Here is a 17,329-nt window from a genome sequence, read left to right as displayed (position 1 = left end):
GCTGCGTCGGCGGTGCTCTGCGCGTGCGCCCCACGCCGTGGGACATGTCCCGACAGCACGAAAAAGGGGCGCCGGTCGGGGCGCCCCTTGGTTCGTTGGCTTTCGGACGGTTCAGTCCTTGGGGCCGATCATGTCTTCCGGGCGGACGACTCGGTCAAAGGTCTCGCCGTCGACGAGGCCGAGGGCGATGGCTTCCTCGCGCAGCGTCGTGCCATTCTTGTGGGCGGTCTTGGCGACCTTGGTGGCGTTGTCGTAGCCGATGGTGGGGGCGAGCGCGGTCACCAGCATCAGCGATTCCCGCATCAGCTTCTCGATCCGGGCCTCGTTGGCCTTGATTCCGACCACCATGTTGTCGGTGAAGCTGCCGGCGGCGTCGCCGAGGAGCTGCATCGACTGCAGGAGGTTGTAGCTCATCATCGGGTTGAAGACGTTGAGCTCGAAATGCCCCTGGGAGCCCGCGAAGCCGATCGCGGCGTCATTGCCCATGACATGGGCGCAGACCATTGTCAGCGCCTCGGCCTGCGTCGGGTTGACCTTGCCGGGCATGATCGAGGAGCCGGGTTCGTTTTCCGGCAGGATCAGCTCGCCCAGGCCGGAGCGCGGCCCGGAGCCGAGGAAGCGAATGTCGTTGGCGATCTTGAAGAGCGAGGCGGCGACCGTCTTCAGCGCGCCGGACATCATCACCATGGCGTCATGGGCGGCCAGCGCCTCGAACTTGTTCGGGGCGGTGACGAAGGGAAGGCCGGTGATCTCGGCGATCTTGGCGGCGACACGCTTGTCCCAGCCCGTCTTGGTGTTCAGCCCGGTGCCGACGGCGGTGCCGCCCTGGGCCAGCTCGTAGATCTCCGGCAGGACCGCCTTGATGCGGCGGATGCCCATGGCGACCTGATGCGCGTAGCCGGAGAATTCCTGGCCCAGCGTCAGCGGCGTCGCGTCCTGGGTATGGGTGCGGCCGATCTTGATGATGTCCTTGAATTCGTAGGACTTCGCCATCAGCGCGCCGTGGAGCTTTTCCAGCCCCGGCAGCGTCACGTCCTGCGCCTGCATCGCGACGGCGACATGCATGGCGGTGGGGAAGGTGTCGTTCGAGGACTGGCCGCGGTTGACGTGGTCGTTCGGGTGGACGGGCTTCTTGGAGCCCTTCTCGCCGCCCAGCATCTCGATCGCGCGGTTCGAGATCACCTCGTTCGCGTTCATGTTCGACTGGGTGCCGGAGCCGGTCTGCCAGACCACCAGCGGGAAGTTGTCGTCGAACTTGCCGTCGATCACCTCCTGCGCGGCGGCGGCGATGGCGTTGCCGAGTTCCGGCTCGATGTCGCCCTGATCGATGTTCACCAGCGCGCAGGCGCGCTTGATGACGCCAAGCGCGCGGATGATCTTCACCGGCTGGCGTTCCCAGCCGATCGGGAAGTTCCGGATAGAGCGCTGGGTCTGCGCGCCCCAGTACTTGTCGGCGGGAACTTCAAGCGGGCCGAAGCTGTCGGTTTCGGTGCGGGTGCTGGTCATGGCATTCCTCGAAGCACGGGCTCGGGTGATGCCGGGGGTCTAACGCCCGCGCCGGGTGAAATCAATCGGCATACCGTAGCATACGGTGGCGGATCACTTCCGGAAGCTGTCGAGGCTGACGACGTCGGCATCCTTGGCGGGGGGCTCTTCCTCCTCCGCCTCGATCATGCCGGCTTCCTCTTCGTCCTCGTCGTCGTCATGGGTCTCGAAGCGCAGGCCGAATTCGACCGAGGGGTCGACGAAGGTGCGGATCGCGTCAAAGGGGATCACCATCGGTTCGGGCTGGTTGCCGAAGTTGAGCGTGATGGAGAAGCCGTCGTCGGTGACGGTGAGGTTGTCGAACCAGTGCTGGATGACGATGGTCATCTCTGCCGGGTAGCGGTCCTTCAGCCAGTCGGCCATTTCCACGCCGGGGTGGCGGGTGTCGAAGGTGATGAAGAAGTGATGCGCGCCTGGAAGGCCGCTTTCGGCCACATCGGTGAGCACCTCCTGGATCAGCCCGCGCATGGCGCGGTGCATGAGGTTGCCGTAGTCGATGGAACGCGTCATTGGAAAATGCCTTTCACTGCCGGCTTGGGGCCAGCATAGGAGATTCGACTCCGAAGGAAAGGGGGCAAGCGCCGGCGCGCAGGGCTCCGCCGGGTTCCCGCGGGGGCGCCCCGGCGGGGCGCCCGGCGCACGCGCTCAATGCAGGCGGCGCACGAAGGAGGTTGTGCCGTTGGCGTCGACATCCGTCTCCGACAGCACGAAGCCGAGATTATCCACGGTGAAGGTGCCGCGCTGGACGAGAACCCGGCGGAGGAACCCCTGCCGGAAGAGCCTGTAGGTCGCGGTATTGCCGGAGACCTCGGTGACGCGGATCATGTTTGTGCGTTTTCCGTTCGAGTCGACCTGCTGATAATAGCACTCGCCGACGGTCAGCGAGCAGTCGTTGGGCGTGTACCACTGGGTCGTCCCGCTGCCCGAGACTGCCGTCAGCTGGTTGCCCTGGTCGGCCCACCAGAACATCTGCAGCGGCTGGCCCTGAGAGTCGTCGCGGGTGAACTGGAAGGCATAGACGCCGTCGACCGGTCCCAGATAGGTCTCCGTCGTGTTGCCGGTGGAGGTGACCCAGTTGTAGGTCGTGCCCGGTTTCAGCTGGCTGATGTCGAATCCCATCGCCCGGTCGGCGACCATGGCGAGGGCCAGGGCGATGCCCGCGGCCACGACTGCGGATTGCCGTTTCATTGTCCCACCTTCCCTTTCACTGCAACATCCGGGCCGGCGTAAGCGGCTCGGGCAGGGGCAACGCTAGGTGAGTCGCGAAAAGCGCGAAATGATTGTGGTCATCGTAAGGGTTTGGAAGTGCAGGCTTCTGTTGCCAGGTGCCTGCGAACCCCGCCTTACGCGGCTAAGCGCAAGGGCTTAAGTTTCGATCACTCGAACTGCTTACGCAGCCAGAGCCATCGGAGCATGGTTGTCGTTGGCAACTATGCGATATGCACCGATAACGGTGGTAGCTCACCGGGACAAAGCAAACCCCTTTAGACGTTCGTCGATCCTATTTCGGCCCCTCTCGCCCCCAACGAAGGGTTTCTGGTGGAGCCGCCGGGTACCGCCCCCGGGTCCGATCCGGTTATTACGAGCGCGTTTATGTCCATAGCCCCGGTTGCCCGGAACACGCTGAATATAGGCGCCGGCAGATGCACGCTCAAGGGGGGCTTTCGCGGGCTTCGGGCGCGCCCGCGGGCTTGCCTCCGCCGGGCCGGTCTGGGACAGTCGTGAGACCGGCGGCGATGGGCCCTCGGCAGTAGAGAGGGCAGCCATGTTCCGAGCTTTGGTCGTCGAGAAGGATGCTGAGGGCGCAACCCGGGCCGGGGTCCAGGAACTGGCGGATGACCGTCTGCCGGCGGGCGAAGTGACCGTCGCGGTGGACTATTCGACGCTGAACTACAAGGACGGGCTGTGCCTTGGCTCCGGCGGCGGGCTGGTCAGAAGCTGGCCGCATGTGCCGGGGATTGATTTCGCCGGCACTGTCGAGGCTTCGGACGATGCGCGCTACAGGCCCGGCGACAAGGTGGTGCTGACGGGGTGGCGCGTCGGCGAGACGCATTGGGGCGGCTATGCCGAGAAGGCCCGGGTGAAGGCCGACTGGCTGGTGCCGCTGCCCGATGCGCTGACGACGCGGCAGGCGATGGCGGTGGGCACCGCCGGGCTGACCGCGATGCTTGCCGTCATGGCGCTGGAGGATCATGGGCTGAGCCCGGAGAAGGGCGAGGTCCTGGTGACCGGCGCCTCGGGCGGGGTCGGCTCGGTCGCCATCGCGATCCTGGCGCGGCTCGGCTACCAGGTCGCCGCGGTGACCGGGCGGATGGATGCGGGCGAATACCTCCACGGCCTCGGCGCCGCGCGGATCGTGCCGCGGGCGGAGCTGGCCGAGACGGTGAAGCGCCCGCTCGAATCGGAGACCTGGGCGGGCTGCGTCGATGCCGTGGGCGGCGCGATGCTGGCCCGCGTGCTGGGGCAGATGAAATATGGCGCCTCGGTCGCCGCCGTGGGCCTGGCCGGCGGCTCGGCGCTGCCGGCGACGGTCATTCCCTTCCTGCTGCGCGCGGTGAACCTGCTTGGCATCGATTCGGTCCTGCGGCCTTACGAGGACCGGGTACGCGCCTGGAACCGGATCGCGCGGGACCTGCCGCTCGACCGTCTGGAGGCGATGATCAGCCCGGCGCGGCTGGCCGATCTGCCAGAGCTGGGCGCGGCGATCCTGAAGGGCCAGATCCAGGGCCGGATCGTCGTCGACGTCCGCCGCTGAGGGGCGGGCGCAGAGAGGGATTTACCCGCGCCGTGCCACGGGCTAGCAAGGGGACGAGTCCGCGGCCCTGAGCCCGGGATCTGCCGGTGACTTTCGATCCGATCGAAGCAGCGGCTTGGCTGGAAGACCTGCCGCACCGGGGCGCCGCCTCATGGGGCGGTCTGAGCCGGGCCGTTCTGGATCGACTGAAAGGGTCACCGATGACTGAACTCGACATCAATTTCGTCCGCAGCCGGTTTCCGGCCTTCGAGCAACCCGCGCTGCGTGACCGTGCCTTCTTCGAAAATGCCGGCGGATCATACCCCTGCCGCCCGGTCTTCGAGCGCCTCACGCGGTTCTACCGCGAGCGCAAGGTGCAGCCCTACGCGCCCTTCGAGGCCTCGGAACTTGCCGGGGCGGAGATGGACGAGGCCCGCGAGCGGCTCGCCGCGATCCTCGGCGTGGAGACGGACGAGGTGAGCTTCGGTCCCTCGACCAGCCAGAACACCTATGTGCTGGCGCAGGCCGTGAAGGGCTGGCTTCCCGAGGGCGGCGCGATCGTCGTCACCAATCAGGATCACGAGGCCAATTCCGGCGCCTGGCGGCGGCTGGCCGAGCATGGCGTCGAGGTGCGCGAATGGCGCATCGACGGAGCGACCGGGCATCTGGACCCGGAGGCGCTGCAGCGGCTTCTGGCGGATGGCAAGGTGAAGCTGGTCTGCTTTCCGCACTGCTCGAACGTGGTGGGCGAGATCAACCCGGTGGCGGAGATCGTCGCCATGGCCCATGCGGCGGGTGCCGCGGCCTGTGTCGACGGGGTCAGCTACGCGCCGCACGGGCTGCCGGACGTGGGGGCGCTCGGCGCGGACATCTACCTCTTCTCGGCCTACAAGACCTACGGGCCGCACCAGGGGATCATGGTGATCCGCCGCGCGCTTGGCGAGGCGCTGCCGAACCAGGGGCATTATTTCAACGGCGACAGCCTCTACAAGCGCTTCACCCCGGCCGGGCCGGACCATGCGCAGGTCGCGGCCTCGGCCGGGATGGCGGATTACCTTGACGAGTTGGCGGAGCATCACGGCGGCGCGGGGCTCGGGCCGCGCGAACGTGGGGCGCTGGCGCATGATCTGATGCGGGCGCACGAGGTGCGGCTCTTGCAGCCGCTTCTCGATTACCTCGGCGACCGCAACGACGTCCGCCTGCTGGGGCCGCGCGCGGCGGAGGGGCGGGCGCCCACCGTCGCCATCGCTTGCGAGCGGAAGGGCGAGGATCTGGCCGCCGCGCTCGCCCCGCACGGGATCATGGCGGGAGGGGGCGATTTCTACGCCGTCCGCCCGCTTCAGGCGATGGGGATCGATCCGGCCCACGGTGTGCTGCGTATGTCTTTCGTGCACTACACCAGCCGCGAAGAGATCGACCGACTGATCGGGGCGCTCGACGCGGTGCTCTGACCTGATCGGGACGCCCATGACCGACGCACCGCTGATCCTCTGGTTCCGCCGAGACCTCCGGCTGGCGGATCATCCGATGCTCGCCGCGGCGGCGGAGACCGGGCGGCCGGTCGTTGCCGTCGCCATTCTCGACGACCTCGCCGAGCGCCTGGGCGCCGCGCCGAAATGGCGCTGGGGCGCGGCGCTCGGCGCCTTTGCCGCGCGGCTGGAGGCGATCGGCGCGCGGCTGATCCTGCGGCGGGGCCCGGCGCTGGACGTGCTGGCCGCGCTGGTGGCGGAGACCGGGGCATCGGGCGTCTGGTGGAGCCGGCTCTACGATCCGGCCTCGAAGGCGCGGGATGCCGAGGTGAAGGCCGCGCTGCGGGCGCTGGGGATCGATGCGCGCAGCTTCCCGGGCTTCCTGCTGCATGAACCCTGGACGGTTGAGACCGGGCAGGGCGGGCCCTACAAGGTTTATTCCCCCTATTGGCGCGCGGTGCGGGACCGGGGCGTGGGCGCGCCGCTGCCGACGGTGACGCGGCTTCGCCCGCCGGCGGCGTGGCCCGAAAGCGACCGGCTGGAGGACTGGGCGCTCGGCGCCGAGATGCGCCGGGGCCTCGAGATCGTCGCGGGCCATGCCTGCGTCGGCGAAGAGGCGGCGGCCGGGCGGCTGACGGGCTTCCTGGAGGGCCGGATCGGGCGCTACGGCGCGGAGCGGGACCTGCCGGGAGCGGAGGCGACCTCCGGCCTTTCCGAAAACCTCGCGCAGGGGGAGGTCGGGCCGCGGCAGGTCTGGCTCGGCGCCGCCCGCGCGATGGAGGAGGGCGCGGCGGGGGCCGAGACCTTCCTGAAGGAACTTGTGTGGCGCGAGTTCACCTATCACCTGCTGCATCATTTCCCCGATCTCGCCCGCAGCAACTGGCGCGCGGAATGGGACGCCTTCCCCTGGCGCGGCGAGAGCCCGCAGGCCGAGCGCTGGCGGCGGGGGATGACGGGCGAGCCGTTCGTCGATGCCGGGATGCGCGAGCTCTACGTGACCGGGCGGATGCACAACCGGGTGCGGATGGTCGTGGCCTCCTATCTGACCAAGCACCTTCTGACCGACTGGCGGCTGGGGCTGGCCTGGTTCGAGGACTGCCTGATCGACTGGGACCCGGCGGCCAATGCCATGGGCTGGCAATGGGTGGCGGGGTCGGGGCCGGATGCGGCGCCCTATTTCCGCGTCTTCAACCCGGCGACGCAGGCCAAGAAGTTCGACCCGGAGGGGGCCTATCGCCGCCGCTTCGTTGCCGAGCTGTCGCGCGGCCCGGGGCCGGAGGCGCTGGCCTTTTTCGAAGCCGCGCCACGCCGCTGGCGGCTTGATCCGGGCGCGGGCTACCCAGAGCCGGTGATCTCGCTCGAGGCAGGCCGGGCGCAGGCGCTTGCGGCCTATGGGCAACGGGCGGGCTGAGGCGGGGAGCGCGGCAAAGGCTTTCCCTTGCCTCCCCCCGCGGCGCGGCGCTAACCCGGGGGCGTGAGTATTCAGGGAGCCCCGTCATGCCCACCGCCGCGAAGCTGATCGCCGCACTTGCCTTCTTCGCCGTGGCCTTCGTGGCGGCGGAGAGCTTCAAGCCGCTGATGCCCCCGGGCTCTCAATTCGGGTATTTCTCGCTGATCTGCGGGGGGATCGGCGCGGTCACCGGCTGGATGGTCAGCGGCGCCATGGCCGGGCGCGGGACGATCACGGCCATCGGCAATGGCATCCGTTCCTCTGCCACGATCGTCTTCTTCGCGCTGATCCTCTTCACCGGGCGCGAGATGGTGATACGCTCGATGCAGCACATGTATCACGGACCGATGGATGCGCTTCAGGCGATGGCGGGGATGATCGCGAAATACGCGGTGATGCTGACGGCGACGACCGAGCTTGTCGTGCTGATCGGCGGCGGGATCCTTGCCGGGCTCGTCACCGAATGGGCCAGCCGGCGGTGGCGCTGAGATGGCCGATTTCTTCTTCTACGGCACGCTGTGCCACGCGCCGCTTCTGGCCGAGGTGATGGGGCGCGAGATCGCGCTTACCCCGGCGCGGCTGGCGGATCACGCGACCTACTGGGTCGCGGGCCATGCCTTCCCGATGATCAAGTCGGAACCGGGCGGGGTGGCCGAGGGCGTGCTGGCGCGCGGGATCACCGATGAGGAAGCCGCGCGGCTCGACTATTACGAGGGCGGCTTTGCCTATGCCACGCAGCAGGTGCCGTTGGGCGTCGGCGCGGGCGAGACGGTGGCGGCGCGGATCTATTTCCCGGAACCCTCGCGCCAGACGCCCGGCGCGCCGTGGGACCTCTCGGTCTGGCAGGCGCGGGTGGGCGACGCCGCGGTGATCGCGGCGCGGCGCTTCATGGCGGGTTTCGGGCGCGTTCCGCAGGCCGAGGCGATGGCGCGCTACCCCTCGCTCCTGGCCGCGGCGGCCTCCGCCGTCCGCGCGCGGAAGGCCGCGCCGGTGACGTTGCGGCGTCAGGCGGCGCCGGGGGACGTGGAGATCACGGCACGGGCCGAGCCCTATGCGCGCTTCTTCGCGGTCGAGGAATACGACCTTCGGCACCGCCGCTTCGACGGGGCGATGAGCGGCGAGATGCACCGCGCGGTCTTCGTGAGCTGCGATGCCGCCTGCGCCTTGCCCTACGACCCGGTCCGCGACGAGGTGCTGCTGATCGAACAGTTCCGCCCCGGCCCGATGGCGCGCGGCGACGCGGAGCCCTGGATGCTGGAGGGCGTCGCCGGCCGGGTCGACCCGGGCGAGACGCCCGAGGAGGCCATTCGCCGCGAGGCGGGGGAGGAGGCCGGCATCACGCTCGGCGCGCTCCACCCTGTGGCGGGCTACTATCCGACGCCTGGGACCATGTCCGAGTACCTCTATGCCTATGTCGGCATTGCTGATCTCGGCACGGTGGCGACAGGGACGGCGGGGCTCGCCGAGGAGCATGAGGATATCCAGAGCCATATCCTGCCCTTCGCGCGGCTGATGGAGCTGGTGGCCTCGGGTGAGGTCGAGAACGGCGTGCTGTTGATCATGGCCTACTGGCTGCAGGCCAACCGCGCCCGGCTGCGGGCAGAGATCGGGGCAGGGGCATCAGCCGCCGCCAGCGCCGGGGGCTGAGCCGCGGCGCGCGCGGCGGGGCGCCGGCTTGCCCCGCGCGGGGCACGGGCTACCTGCCTTCCCCGTTGAGTTCCCCGAGACCCGCGCCTATCAAGGGGCGAAGAAGAAAGGTTCCGATATGATGATCCGCAAAAACCTCGCCGATGCGATTGGAAACACGCCGCTGATCCGCCTGAACAAGGCCAGCGAGATGACCGGCTGCGAGATCCTCGGCAAGGCGGAATTCCTGAACCCCGGCCAGTCGGTGAAGGACCGCGCGGCGCTCTACATCATCCGCGACGCGATCGCCAAGGGTCAGCTGGAGCCCGGCGGCACCATCGTAGAGGGCACGGCAGGCAACACCGGCATCGGGCTGGCGCTGGTCGGCGCCTCGATGGGGTTCCGAACCGTGATCGTGATCCCGGAGACGCAGAGCCAGGAGAAGAAGGACATGATCCGCCTTGCCGGGGCGGAGCTGGTCCAGGTTCCGGCGCTGCCCTACAAGAACATCAACAACTACATCCGCTATTCGGGGCGGCTGGCCGAGGCGCTGGCCAAGACCGAGTCGAAGGGCGCGATCTGGGCCAACCAGTTCGACAACGTCGCCAACCGGCAGGCGCATGTCGAGACCACCGGCCCGGAGATCTGGGAACAGACCGGCGGGAAGGTGGACGGCTTCGTCTGCGCCGTCGGCTCCGGCGGGACCTTCGCCGGCACCGGCATGGCGCTGCAGCCCAAGGGCGTGAAGATCGGCCTGGCCGATCCCGAGGGCGCGGCGCTTTACAGCTATTACACCACCGGGAAATTCGAGAGCCCCGGCAGCTCCATCACCGAGGGGATCGGGCAGGGGCGGATCACCGCCAACCTCGAGGGCTTCACCCCCGACATGGCCTGGCGCATTCCCGATAGCGAAGCGCTGCCGATCGTCTTCGACCTGCTCTCCGAAGAAGGGCTCTGCCTCGGCGGCTCCTCCGGCATCAACGTCGCAGGCGCGATCCGGATGGCGCGGGAGATGGGCCCGGGGCATACCATCGTCACGATCCTGTGCGACTACGGCACGCGCTACCAGTCGAAGCTCTTCAACCCCGCCTTCCTGAAGGAGAAGGGGCTGCCGGTTCCGGGCTGGCTCGATGCGATGCCGCGCCCGTTGCCCAGCGTCTTCGAGGGGTAATGGGCCGGCTGGTCCTGCTTCTCCGGGCAGCGCTTCTCCTGCTGCTCGCCGCCTCCGCCCCGGCTGCGGTGCCGGGGCTGGCGCTTGCCCAGACGCAGAACCAGCAGCATGCGCCGAACTACAAGGCCTGGGAAACCTTCGCCGACAAGGCCGAGAAGGCGATCGCCAATCCGGATACCTCCAACCTCGCGCTCGACATGCTGCGGCGGCAGGTGGTGGACTGGCGCAGCCAGTTCCAGGCGGCGCAGAACGCCAACAAGACCCAGATCGCGACGCTGCAGAGCCAGATCTCCGCGCTGGGGCCGCCGCCCGCGAAGGGCACGACCGAGGCGCCCGAGATCGCCGATCGGCGCAAGAAGCTGAACGACCAGCTCGCCACGCTGCAGGCGCCCGGGCTGGCGGCCGACGAGGCCTTCACCCGCGCCGACGGCATCGTGCGCGAGATCGACAACGTCGCCCGCCAGCGCCAGGCGGCGGCGCTGATGCATCTGGGCCCGACCCCGCTCAACCCGGCGACCTGGCCGGCCGCCCTGGCGCTTGTCACCGACACGGCCAGCACCGTCTGGACCGAGACCTCGCAGGCCTGGTCCAGCCCCTTCCGGCGCGCCGAGCTGGGATCCGCGGTGCCGGTGATCCTGCTCTATCTGGCCCTCGCCGCGCTGCTTCTGGCGCGCGGGCGGCGCTGGCTCTGGCGGCTCTTGCGCAGGCTGTCGCGCAAGTTTTCGGACGCCGGGCAGGAGGTGGCGGCCCATGCCGCCTCGATCCTGCAGGTGGCGGTGTCGATCGCCGGGGTGCTGGCGGTCTATGGCGCGCTGCTGGAAACCGGGCTGTTCGGGCTGACCGGCCTGCGAATCCTGCACGTGATGGCGGTCATGGGCGGCGTGATCTTCGTCGCGCTCTGGCTGGGCGCGGAGATGTTCCCGAGGGGTGACGGCCGCTTCGCGGTGCTGGAGCTGAGCGCCGACCGCCGGCGCGAGGGGCGGTTCCACGCGGGCCTTCTCGGGGTGCTCGTCGCACTCGACATGCTGCGCCAGGTGGCCTTTCACGGCGGGCCGAACAACGACGCTGCCAACGCGGTCCTCGCTTTCCCGATCCTGGTCCTGGCCGGATTCTCGCTGGTGCGGCTCGCGCGGCTTCTGAAGCGTCATGTGCAGAACTGCGGATCGCAGGACGAGACCGCGGGCTATCGTCACCGGCTGACCGCGTTCCTGTCGCGCGGGCTGATGGTCATCGGGATCGGCGGGCCAGTCTTCGCGGCCATCGGCTACCGCGCGGCGGCGACGGCGGTGATCCTTCCCGCCGCGGTATCGGTGGCGCTGATCGCCTTCCTCGTCGTCGCCCAGCGGATCACCGACGCCTCCTACCGCTGGATCGCGCGCGCTCCGGCGGGCGAGGATGGCGGGCTGGTGCCGGTGCTGATCGGCTTCGTTCTGACGGTCCTCTCGCTGCCGGTCTTCGCGCTGATCTGGGGCGCGCGGGTGGCCGACCTGGCCGAGCTGTGGATGCAGTTCGCGCAGGGCTTCCAGATCGGCTCCACCCATATCTCGCCGGCGAACTTCCTGACCTTCGCGATCCTGTTCGCGGTGGGCTACGGCATCACGCGGCTGGTGCAGGGGGGACTTCGCAGCTCGGTTCTGCCCCGGACCCGGATCGACGTCGGCGGGCGCAACGCGATCACCGTCGGTGTCGGCTATCTCGGCATCGTCCTCTCGGCGCTGGTGGCGATCACCGGGGCGGGCATCGACCTCTCGGGCCTGGCCATCGTCGCCGGTGCGCTGACCGTCGGCATCGGCTTCGGTCTGCAGAACATCGTGTCGAACTTTGTCTCGGGCGTGATCCTGCTGATCGAGCGGCCGGTCGGGGAGGGGGACTGGATCGAGGTCGGGGGCGTGCAGGGCACGGTGCGCTCGATCTCCGTCCGGTCGACCCGGATCGAGACGTTCGACCGCGCCGACGTGATCGTGCCGAACTCCAATCTGATCACCGGCACGGTGACCAACATGACCAAGTTCAGCCGCATCGGCCGGCTGATCGTGCCGGTGGGCGTGGCCTACGGCACCGACACCCGCCACGTCGACAAGGTGCTGCGCGAGATCGCAGAGGCGCATCCGCTGGTCGTGCTGAACCCCAAGCCGCAGATCGTCTTCACCGGCTTCGGCGCCGATGCGCTGAGCTTCGAGATGCGGGTGATCCTGCGCGACATCAACTTCGTGCTGGACGTGAAGACCGAGCTGAACCACCAGATCGCCGAGCGCTTCGCCCAGGAGGGCTTCGAAATCCCCTTCGCGCAGCGCGACATCTGGCTGCGCAATCCCGAGGCGCTGCGGGGCGAGCCCCCTGCGCCGAAGACGCAGTCCGTGGCCTCGGGGCCGCGGCCCGAGCCGGAGGAGCCGGGCGCGCTGCCCCGGTTCGATCCCGACCTCGACGGCGACACCGATGCAGAAAGGTAGATGACATGCCCACCGAGCTCCTGTTCCGCGACGATGCCTATCTCGACCAGGCCGAGGCGGTCGTCGTGGCCCATACCGAGGAGGGCGGGCTGATCCTCGACCGGTCCGTCTTCTACCCGACCGGCGGCGGCCAGCCCGGCGACAGCGGCTGGATCACCTGGCCCGGCGGGTCGGCACGGCTGGAGATCGCGGCGGCGGTGAAGGGCAACGATGGCGAAGTCGTCCTGATCCCGGCATCGCCCGCGGCGCTGCCTCCGGTGGGTGCGACGGTCACCCAGAAGCTCGACTGGAGCCGCCGCTACCGGCACATGCGGGTGCATACGGCGCTGCATCTGCTCTCCGTCGTGATCCCGCTGCCGGTGACCGGCGGGCAGATCGGGCCGGAGAAGGGCCGGCTCGACTTCAACATGCCCGAGCCGCCGGAGGATCCGGCGGAGATCGAGACCCGGCTGAAGGCGCTGATCGACCTCGACCTGCCGGTGACGGAGGACTGGATCACCGATGACGAACTGCTGGCCAATCCGGGGCTGGTGAAGACGATGTCGGTTCAGCCGCCGATGGGGCAGGGCCGGGTGCGCCTGGTACGGATCGGCGAGGGGGCGGACCAGGTGGACTTGCAGCCCTGCGGCGGCACCCATGTCGCCCGCACCGGCGAGATCGGCCGGGTAAGCCTTGGCAAGATCGAGAAGAAAGGCCGTCAGAACCGGCGCGTTTCGGTGCTGCTGGACGATTGAGCTATGCGTGAGTCCGCCAGTTCGGGCTTGCGAGGATCACGAATTCGCGCTTACGTGCGCGCTCGGGCGGGCGAGTCGCATCGGCCCCGCCCGCGCCGCGCCCTCTGCCGGGCGCGCAACACGGAGCCGGATCGGTGCGCCACGGTGCGACCAATTGCGACAAAGGCCATTGTCTGCCCAGGACGGCAGGCGGCGCTGAGAGCAGATTCTGATGATAGCCACACTTCGTGATGTGCCAGATGGCGCGGATGTCGCGCCGTTTGCGGCTGACGACGACGAGGGCCAGGACCATCGAGGCGGCCTTTTCGCGCTGACCCTCGGTGCGGTGGGCGTGGTTTACGGCGATATCGGCACCAGCCCGATCTATGCCGTGCGCGAGAGCCTGCGTGCGGTCTCCGGCGGCGGGCTGGAGCGGTCCGAGGTGATCGGCGTCATCTCCACCCTGATCTGGACGCTGGTGATCATCGTCACGCTCAAATACGTGACGCTGCTGCTGCGCGCAGACAACCGCGGCGAAGGGGGGGTGCTGGCGCTCTACACGCTGGTGCGGCTAGCCATCGGGCGGCGGTCGTTCTGGGTGCTGGCGCTCGGCATCGCGGGGGCGGCGCTGTTTTTCGGCGATGCGATCATCACGCCCGCGATCTCGGTTCTGTCCGCGGTCGAGGGGCTGACCCTGATCACGCCACAGGCGGCGGACGTGGTCCTGCCCGCCACGCTTGGCATTCTCTTCGCGCTTTTCCTTGTGCAGCGGCACGGGACCGGCGCCGTCTCTGTCGCCTTCGGGCCGATCACGGCGGCCTGGTTCCTGATCCTCGCGCTGACCGGGGTGCATCACCTGGTGCAGGATCCGGCGATCCTCGTGGCCTTCGATCCGCGCCGGGCCGTCGGCTTTCTCGTCGAGGAGGGGCCGGTGGCCTTCGTCGTGCTGGGCGCGATCTTCCTGGCCGTGACCGGGGCAGAGGCGCTTTATGCCGACCTCGGCCACTTTGGCAAGGCGCCGATCCGGCTGGCCTGGCTCGGCCTGGTCTTCCCGGCGCTGGTGCTGAACTACCTCGGGCAGGGCGCCATGGTGCTGCGCCATCCCGAGACGGTCGCCGATCCCTTCTTCCTACTCGTCTCGCCGCATCTGCTGCCGGTGCTGGTGGTGCTGGCGACGATCGCCACCGTCATCGCCTCGCAGGCGGTGATCTCGGGGGCCTATTCGATGACGCGGTCGGCGGTGCAGCTGGGCTTCCTGCCGCGCCTCCTGATCCGGCACACGTCGGAGCGGCAGAGCGGGCAGATCTACATCCCGTCGGTGAACTGGCTGCTTTTCGCGGGCGTGGTGGCGCTGGTATTCGGCTTCCGTTCCTCCGCCGCGCTGGCCTCGGCCTACGGGATCGCGGTGACCGGTACGATGGTGGTGACGACGGTTCTGACCTGCGTCCTGATGCTGCGCGGCTGGAAACGGCCGGGATGGCAGGTGGCGCTGGTCGTCGCGCCGCTACTGGCGCTGGAGGGGGCGTTCCTGGCCTCCAACCTTCTGAAGCTGCCCGACGGCGGCTACGTTCCGGTGCTGGTCGCGCTCGGTCTTGCGCTGGTGATGTGGACCTGGTGGCGCGGCGTGCAGCTGACCCGCTCGCGCGAGACCCGGCAGAAGGTGGACATGGACGGCTTCGCCCATTCGATCGCCACGTCGGAGCGCATTCTGCACGCCAAGGGCACCGCCTTCTTCTTCACCTCCGATCCCACCGCCGTGCCGCAGGCGCTGCTGCACAACCTCAAGCACAACCAGGTGCTGCACGACAGGAACATCATCCTTACGGTGGAGACGCTGCGCATCCCGCATTGCCCGCCCGAGGAGCGCATCGAATACCTGCCCATCGACGAGCGGTTCGCCCGCCTGAAGCTGCGCTACGGCTTCATGGAGACGCCGAACCTCAGCCGTGCGCTTGGCCTTGCGCGCAGGCACGGGCTGAAGTTCGACGTGATGACGACCTCGTTCTTCCTTGGGCGGCGCAAGGTGATCCTCGGTGGGCGGCGCGGCCTCGGCCGGCTGCTTGATCGACTTTTCCTTGCACTCGGCCGGTTTTCGACCGATCCGGGTGAGTTCTACTCCCTGCCGCGCGACCGGGTGGTCGAACTCGGCTCTCGCATAACTCTCTGACTGAAACTGACCAAAGGCGACCCATGGCAGCCAGCAAGCTGAGCGACGTTCCGGAGGGGACCGACATCACGGCTCTCGAGGGAGAGGCGGTACAGGAAGAGTCCCATGGCTCGCACAAGAACGGGCTCGCGATGCTGACCATCGGCGCAATCGGGGTCGTCTACGGCGATATCGGGACAAGTCCGCTTTACGCGCTGCGCGAGGCGCTGCGGCCCGTCGCCTCCGACGGGCTGACGCGTTTCGAGGTCTTCGGGGTGCTGTCGCTGCTGATCTGGTCGCTGACCATGATCGTGACGATGAAATACGTGGCCTACCTGCTGCGCGCCGACAACCGCGGCGAGGGGGGCGTGCTTGCGCTCTATACCCTGTCGCGGCTCGCCATCGGGCGGCGCTCGCTGGTGGTCCTCGGCCTCGGCATCGCGGGGGCCTCGCTGTTCCTGGGCGATTCGGTGATCACGCCGGCGATCTCGGTTCTATCGGCGGTGGAAGGCATCGGCCTGGTCGCGCCGGCCTTCGGGGAATACGTGCTGCCGGTGACGGTGGGGATCCTGCTTGGCCTTTTCTTCGTGCAGCGGCACGGGACGGCCGCGATCTCCTCGGCCTTCGGGCCGATCATGGTGGTGTGGTTCCTGGCCATGGCGGTGACGGGCACGCTGCACCTGGTGCATGACCCGGAGGTGCTTTGGGCCTTCAACCCGGTCTTTGCCGTGACGTTCCTGATCCATCACGGCTTTACCGCCTTCATCGTGCTGGGCGCGGTCTTCCTGGCGGTGACGGGGGCAGAGGCGCTTTATGCCGACCTCGGCCATTTCGGCAAGGCGCCGATCCGGCTGGCCTGGCTTTGCCTGATCTTCCCGGCGCTGGTGCTGCAATACCTCGGGCAAGGCGCGCTGGTGCTGGCCGATCCGAAGACGCTGGAGAACCCGTTCTTCCTGATGGTGCCGGACTGGGCGCTGCCGCTCCTCGTGGGGCTTGCCACCGTGGCCACGATCATCGCGGCGCAGGCGGTGATCACCGGGGCCTATTCGATGGCCCGCGCGGGGATCGCGCTGGGGCTGCTGCCGCGAATGGCGATCGTTCACACCTCCGAACGCCAGAGCGGGCAGATCTACATTCCCTCGGTCAACTGGCTGTTGCTGGGCGGGGTCCTGTTCTTCGTGCTGACCTTCCGGTCGTCTTCCGCGCTTGCCTCGGCCTACGGGATCGCGGTTACGGGCGCGATGCTGGTCGATACCACGCTCGGCATCATCTACTCCCGCCGGGGCTGGAAGATGCCGATCTGGCTGATCGCCATCGGCGCCGTGCCCTTCGTCGCGCTGGAAGGCACGTTCTTCCTGTCGAACCTGACCAAGGTGCCGGAGGGCGGCTATATTCCGCTGCTGCTGGCCTTCACCTTCGCCACGATCATGTGGACCTGGTGGCGCGGCACCCAGCTGGTTCTGGCGCGCGAGAGCAAGGAGAAGGTGGACATGGACGGTTTCGCCCATTCCATCGCCGACAGCGCCACTGTGAAGCGCGTTGACGGCACCGCCTTCTTCCTGACCTCCGACCCCTCCGCCGTGCCGCAGGCGCTGCTGCACAACCTCAAGCACAACCGGGTGCTGCACGAGAAGAACGTGATCCTGACGGTGGAGACCATGCGCATCCCCGTCGCCCCGGAGGAGGAGCGGGTGGAATTCACCCCGATCGACGAGCATTTCTCGCGGCTGCGCCTGCGCTTCGGCTTCATGGAGACGCCGAACCTTTCCCGCGCGCTCGGCCTTGCCCGGCGGCACGGGCTGAAGTTCGACGTGATGACCACCTCGTTCTTCCTCGGGCGGCGCAAGCTGATCATGGGGACGCGGGCGGGCTATGCGCGCATCCTCGACCGGCTCTACATCACGCTGGGGCGCTTCTCGGCCGATCCGAGCGAGTTCTACCACCTGCCGCGCGACCGCGTGGTGGAGCTGGGATCGCGGATCACCGTCTGAGGTCTGAGGAGGCGATGGGTGGCCCCCGCAGGGC

At 68.5% G+C, this 17,329-nt stretch carries 13 protein-coding genes and 1 other RNA gene; 10 read left to right on the top strand and 4 right to left on the bottom strand.

What is annotated here, in order from left to right:
- Positions 1 to 111: 111 nt before the first annotated feature.
- The 4 genes from fumC to ssrA all read right to left on the bottom strand — a co-directional run bounded on the left by fumC (position 112) and on the right by ssrA (position 3,204).
- Positions 112 to 1,506 carry a class II fumarate hydratase gene (gene fumC, locus EIP85_RS01755; RefSeq protein WP_127900408.1) on the bottom strand — a complete coding sequence of 465 codons (1,395 nt, stop codon included), beginning with the start codon at positions 1,504 to 1,506 and terminating at the stop codon, positions 112 to 114.
- A 93-nt stretch (positions 1,507 to 1,599) separates the two neighbouring features.
- Positions 1,600 to 2,055, bottom strand: a complete 456-nt coding sequence (locus EIP85_RS01750) for an SspB family protein (protein WP_127900407.1) — start codon at positions 2,053 to 2,055, stop codon at positions 1,600 to 1,602.
- Between the two features lie 135 nt (positions 2,056 to 2,190).
- Positions 2,191 to 2,733, bottom strand: coding sequence for a hypothetical protein (locus tag EIP85_RS01745; RefSeq protein WP_127900406.1), 543 nt, complete (start codon positions 2,731 to 2,733; stop codon positions 2,191 to 2,193).
- A gap of 116 nt (positions 2,734 to 2,849) precedes the next feature.
- Positions 2,850 to 3,204, bottom strand: a transfer-messenger RNA (tmRNA) gene (ssrA, locus tag EIP85_RS01740).
- Between the two features lie 106 nt (positions 3,205 to 3,310).
- Between ssrA and EIP85_RS01735 the strand changes: the two genes are divergently transcribed.
- The 10 genes from EIP85_RS01735 to EIP85_RS01690 all read left to right on the top strand — a co-directional run bounded on the left by EIP85_RS01735 (position 3,311) and on the right by EIP85_RS01690 (position 17,295).
- Positions 3,311 to 4,300 (top strand): MDR family oxidoreductase, encoded by a 990-nt coding sequence (locus tag EIP85_RS01735; protein ID WP_127900405.1) that lies wholly within the window; start codon positions 3,311 to 3,313, stop codon positions 4,298 to 4,300.
- 200 nt (positions 4,301 to 4,500) lie between these two features.
- Positions 4,501 to 5,730 (top strand): aminotransferase class V-fold PLP-dependent enzyme, encoded by a 1,230-nt coding sequence (locus EIP85_RS01730; RefSeq protein ID WP_127900404.1) that lies wholly within the window; start codon positions 4,501 to 4,503, stop codon positions 5,728 to 5,730.
- Positions 5,731 to 5,746: 16 nt separating this feature from the next.
- Complete coding sequence (locus EIP85_RS01725) at positions 5,747 to 7,159, top strand: cryptochrome/photolyase family protein (RefSeq protein WP_127900403.1); 1,413 nt, start codon at positions 5,747 to 5,749, stop codon at positions 7,157 to 7,159.
- 86 nt (positions 7,160 to 7,245) lie between these two features.
- Positions 7,246 to 7,686: a TrgA family protein gene (locus EIP85_RS01720; protein WP_127900402.1), complete on the top strand. Its 441-nt coding sequence runs from the start codon at positions 7,246 to 7,248 to the stop codon at positions 7,684 to 7,686.
- A gap of 1 nt (position 7,687) precedes the next feature.
- The gene (locus EIP85_RS23380) at positions 7,688 to 8,845 is read left to right on the top strand and encodes an NUDIX domain-containing protein (RefSeq protein WP_127900401.1); all 1,158 of its coding nucleotides are present in this window, start codon (positions 7,688 to 7,690) and stop codon (positions 8,843 to 8,845) included.
- Positions 8,846 to 8,963: 118 nt separating this feature from the next.
- Positions 8,964 to 9,995 carry a cysteine synthase A gene (locus tag EIP85_RS01710; protein ID WP_127900400.1) on the top strand — a complete coding sequence of 344 codons (1,032 nt, stop codon included), beginning with the start codon at positions 8,964 to 8,966 and terminating at the stop codon, positions 9,993 to 9,995.
- Positions 9,995 to 12,445, top strand: coding sequence for a DUF3772 domain-containing protein (locus tag EIP85_RS01705; protein ID WP_127900399.1), 2,451 nt, complete (start codon positions 9,995 to 9,997; stop codon positions 12,443 to 12,445). The genes EIP85_RS01710 and EIP85_RS01705 overlap by 1 nt, the downstream gene beginning before the upstream one ends.
- A 5-nt stretch (positions 12,446 to 12,450) precedes the next feature.
- A complete protein-coding gene (locus tag EIP85_RS01700; RefSeq protein ID WP_127900398.1) occupies positions 12,451 to 13,179 on the top strand; it encodes an alanyl-tRNA editing protein in 729 nt (242 codons plus the stop codon).
- Between the two features lie 211 nt (positions 13,180 to 13,390).
- On the top strand, positions 13,391 to 15,325 hold the full coding sequence (locus EIP85_RS01695; RefSeq protein ID WP_127900397.1) for a potassium transporter Kup: 1,935 nt from the start codon (positions 13,391 to 13,393) through the stop codon (positions 15,323 to 15,325).
- A gap of 23 nt (positions 15,326 to 15,348) precedes the next feature.
- The gene (locus EIP85_RS01690) at positions 15,349 to 17,295 is read left to right on the top strand and encodes a potassium transporter Kup (protein WP_206615420.1); all 1,947 of its coding nucleotides are present in this window, start codon (positions 15,349 to 15,351) and stop codon (positions 17,293 to 17,295) included.
- The last annotated feature ends 34 nt before the right edge of the window (positions 17,296 to 17,329 follow it).

The sequence above is a fragment of the Solirhodobacter olei genome, from assembly GCF_004010155.1.
Classification (GTDB): domain Bacteria; phylum Pseudomonadota; class Alphaproteobacteria; order Rhodobacterales; family Rhodobacteraceae; genus Solirhodobacter; species Solirhodobacter olei.
Note: the sequence above shows the minus strand (reverse complement) of the source record. Positions and strands in the feature narration are given on the sequence as shown.

Coding starts and splice junctions, on each gene's coding strand:
- fumC (WP_127900408.1), bottom strand. CDS start 1,506: ATGACCAGCACCCGCACCGAAACCGACAGCTTCGGCCCGCTTGAAGTT.
- EIP85_RS01750 (WP_127900407.1), bottom strand. CDS start 2,055: ATGACGCGTTCCATCGACTACGGCAACCTCATGCACCGCGCCATGCGC.
- EIP85_RS01745 (WP_127900406.1), bottom strand. CDS start 2,733: ATGAAACGGCAATCCGCAGTCGTGGCCGCGGGCATCGCCCTGGCCCTC.
- EIP85_RS01735 (WP_127900405.1), top strand. CDS start 3,311: ATGTTCCGAGCTTTGGTCGTCGAGAAGGATGCTGAGGGCGCAACCCGG.
- EIP85_RS01730 (WP_127900404.1), top strand. CDS start 4,501: ATGACTGAACTCGACATCAATTTCGTCCGCAGCCGGTTTCCGGCCTTC.
- EIP85_RS01725 (WP_127900403.1), top strand. CDS start 5,747: ATGACCGACGCACCGCTGATCCTCTGGTTCCGCCGAGACCTCCGGCTG.
- EIP85_RS01720 (WP_127900402.1), top strand. CDS start 7,246: ATGCCCACCGCCGCGAAGCTGATCGCCGCACTTGCCTTCTTCGCCGTG.
- EIP85_RS23380 (WP_127900401.1), top strand. CDS start 7,688: ATGGCCGATTTCTTCTTCTACGGCACGCTGTGCCACGCGCCGCTTCTG.
- EIP85_RS01710 (WP_127900400.1), top strand. CDS start 8,964: ATGATGATCCGCAAAAACCTCGCCGATGCGATTGGAAACACGCCGCTG.
- EIP85_RS01705 (WP_127900399.1), top strand. CDS start 9,995: ATGGGCCGGCTGGTCCTGCTTCTCCGGGCAGCGCTTCTCCTGCTGCTC.
- EIP85_RS01700 (WP_127900398.1), top strand. CDS start 12,451: ATGCCCACCGAGCTCCTGTTCCGCGACGATGCCTATCTCGACCAGGCC.
- EIP85_RS01695 (WP_127900397.1), top strand. CDS start 13,391: ATGATAGCCACACTTCGTGATGTGCCAGATGGCGCGGATGTCGCGCCG.
- EIP85_RS01690 (WP_206615420.1), top strand. CDS start 15,349: ATGGCAGCCAGCAAGCTGAGCGACGTTCCGGAGGGGACCGACATCACG.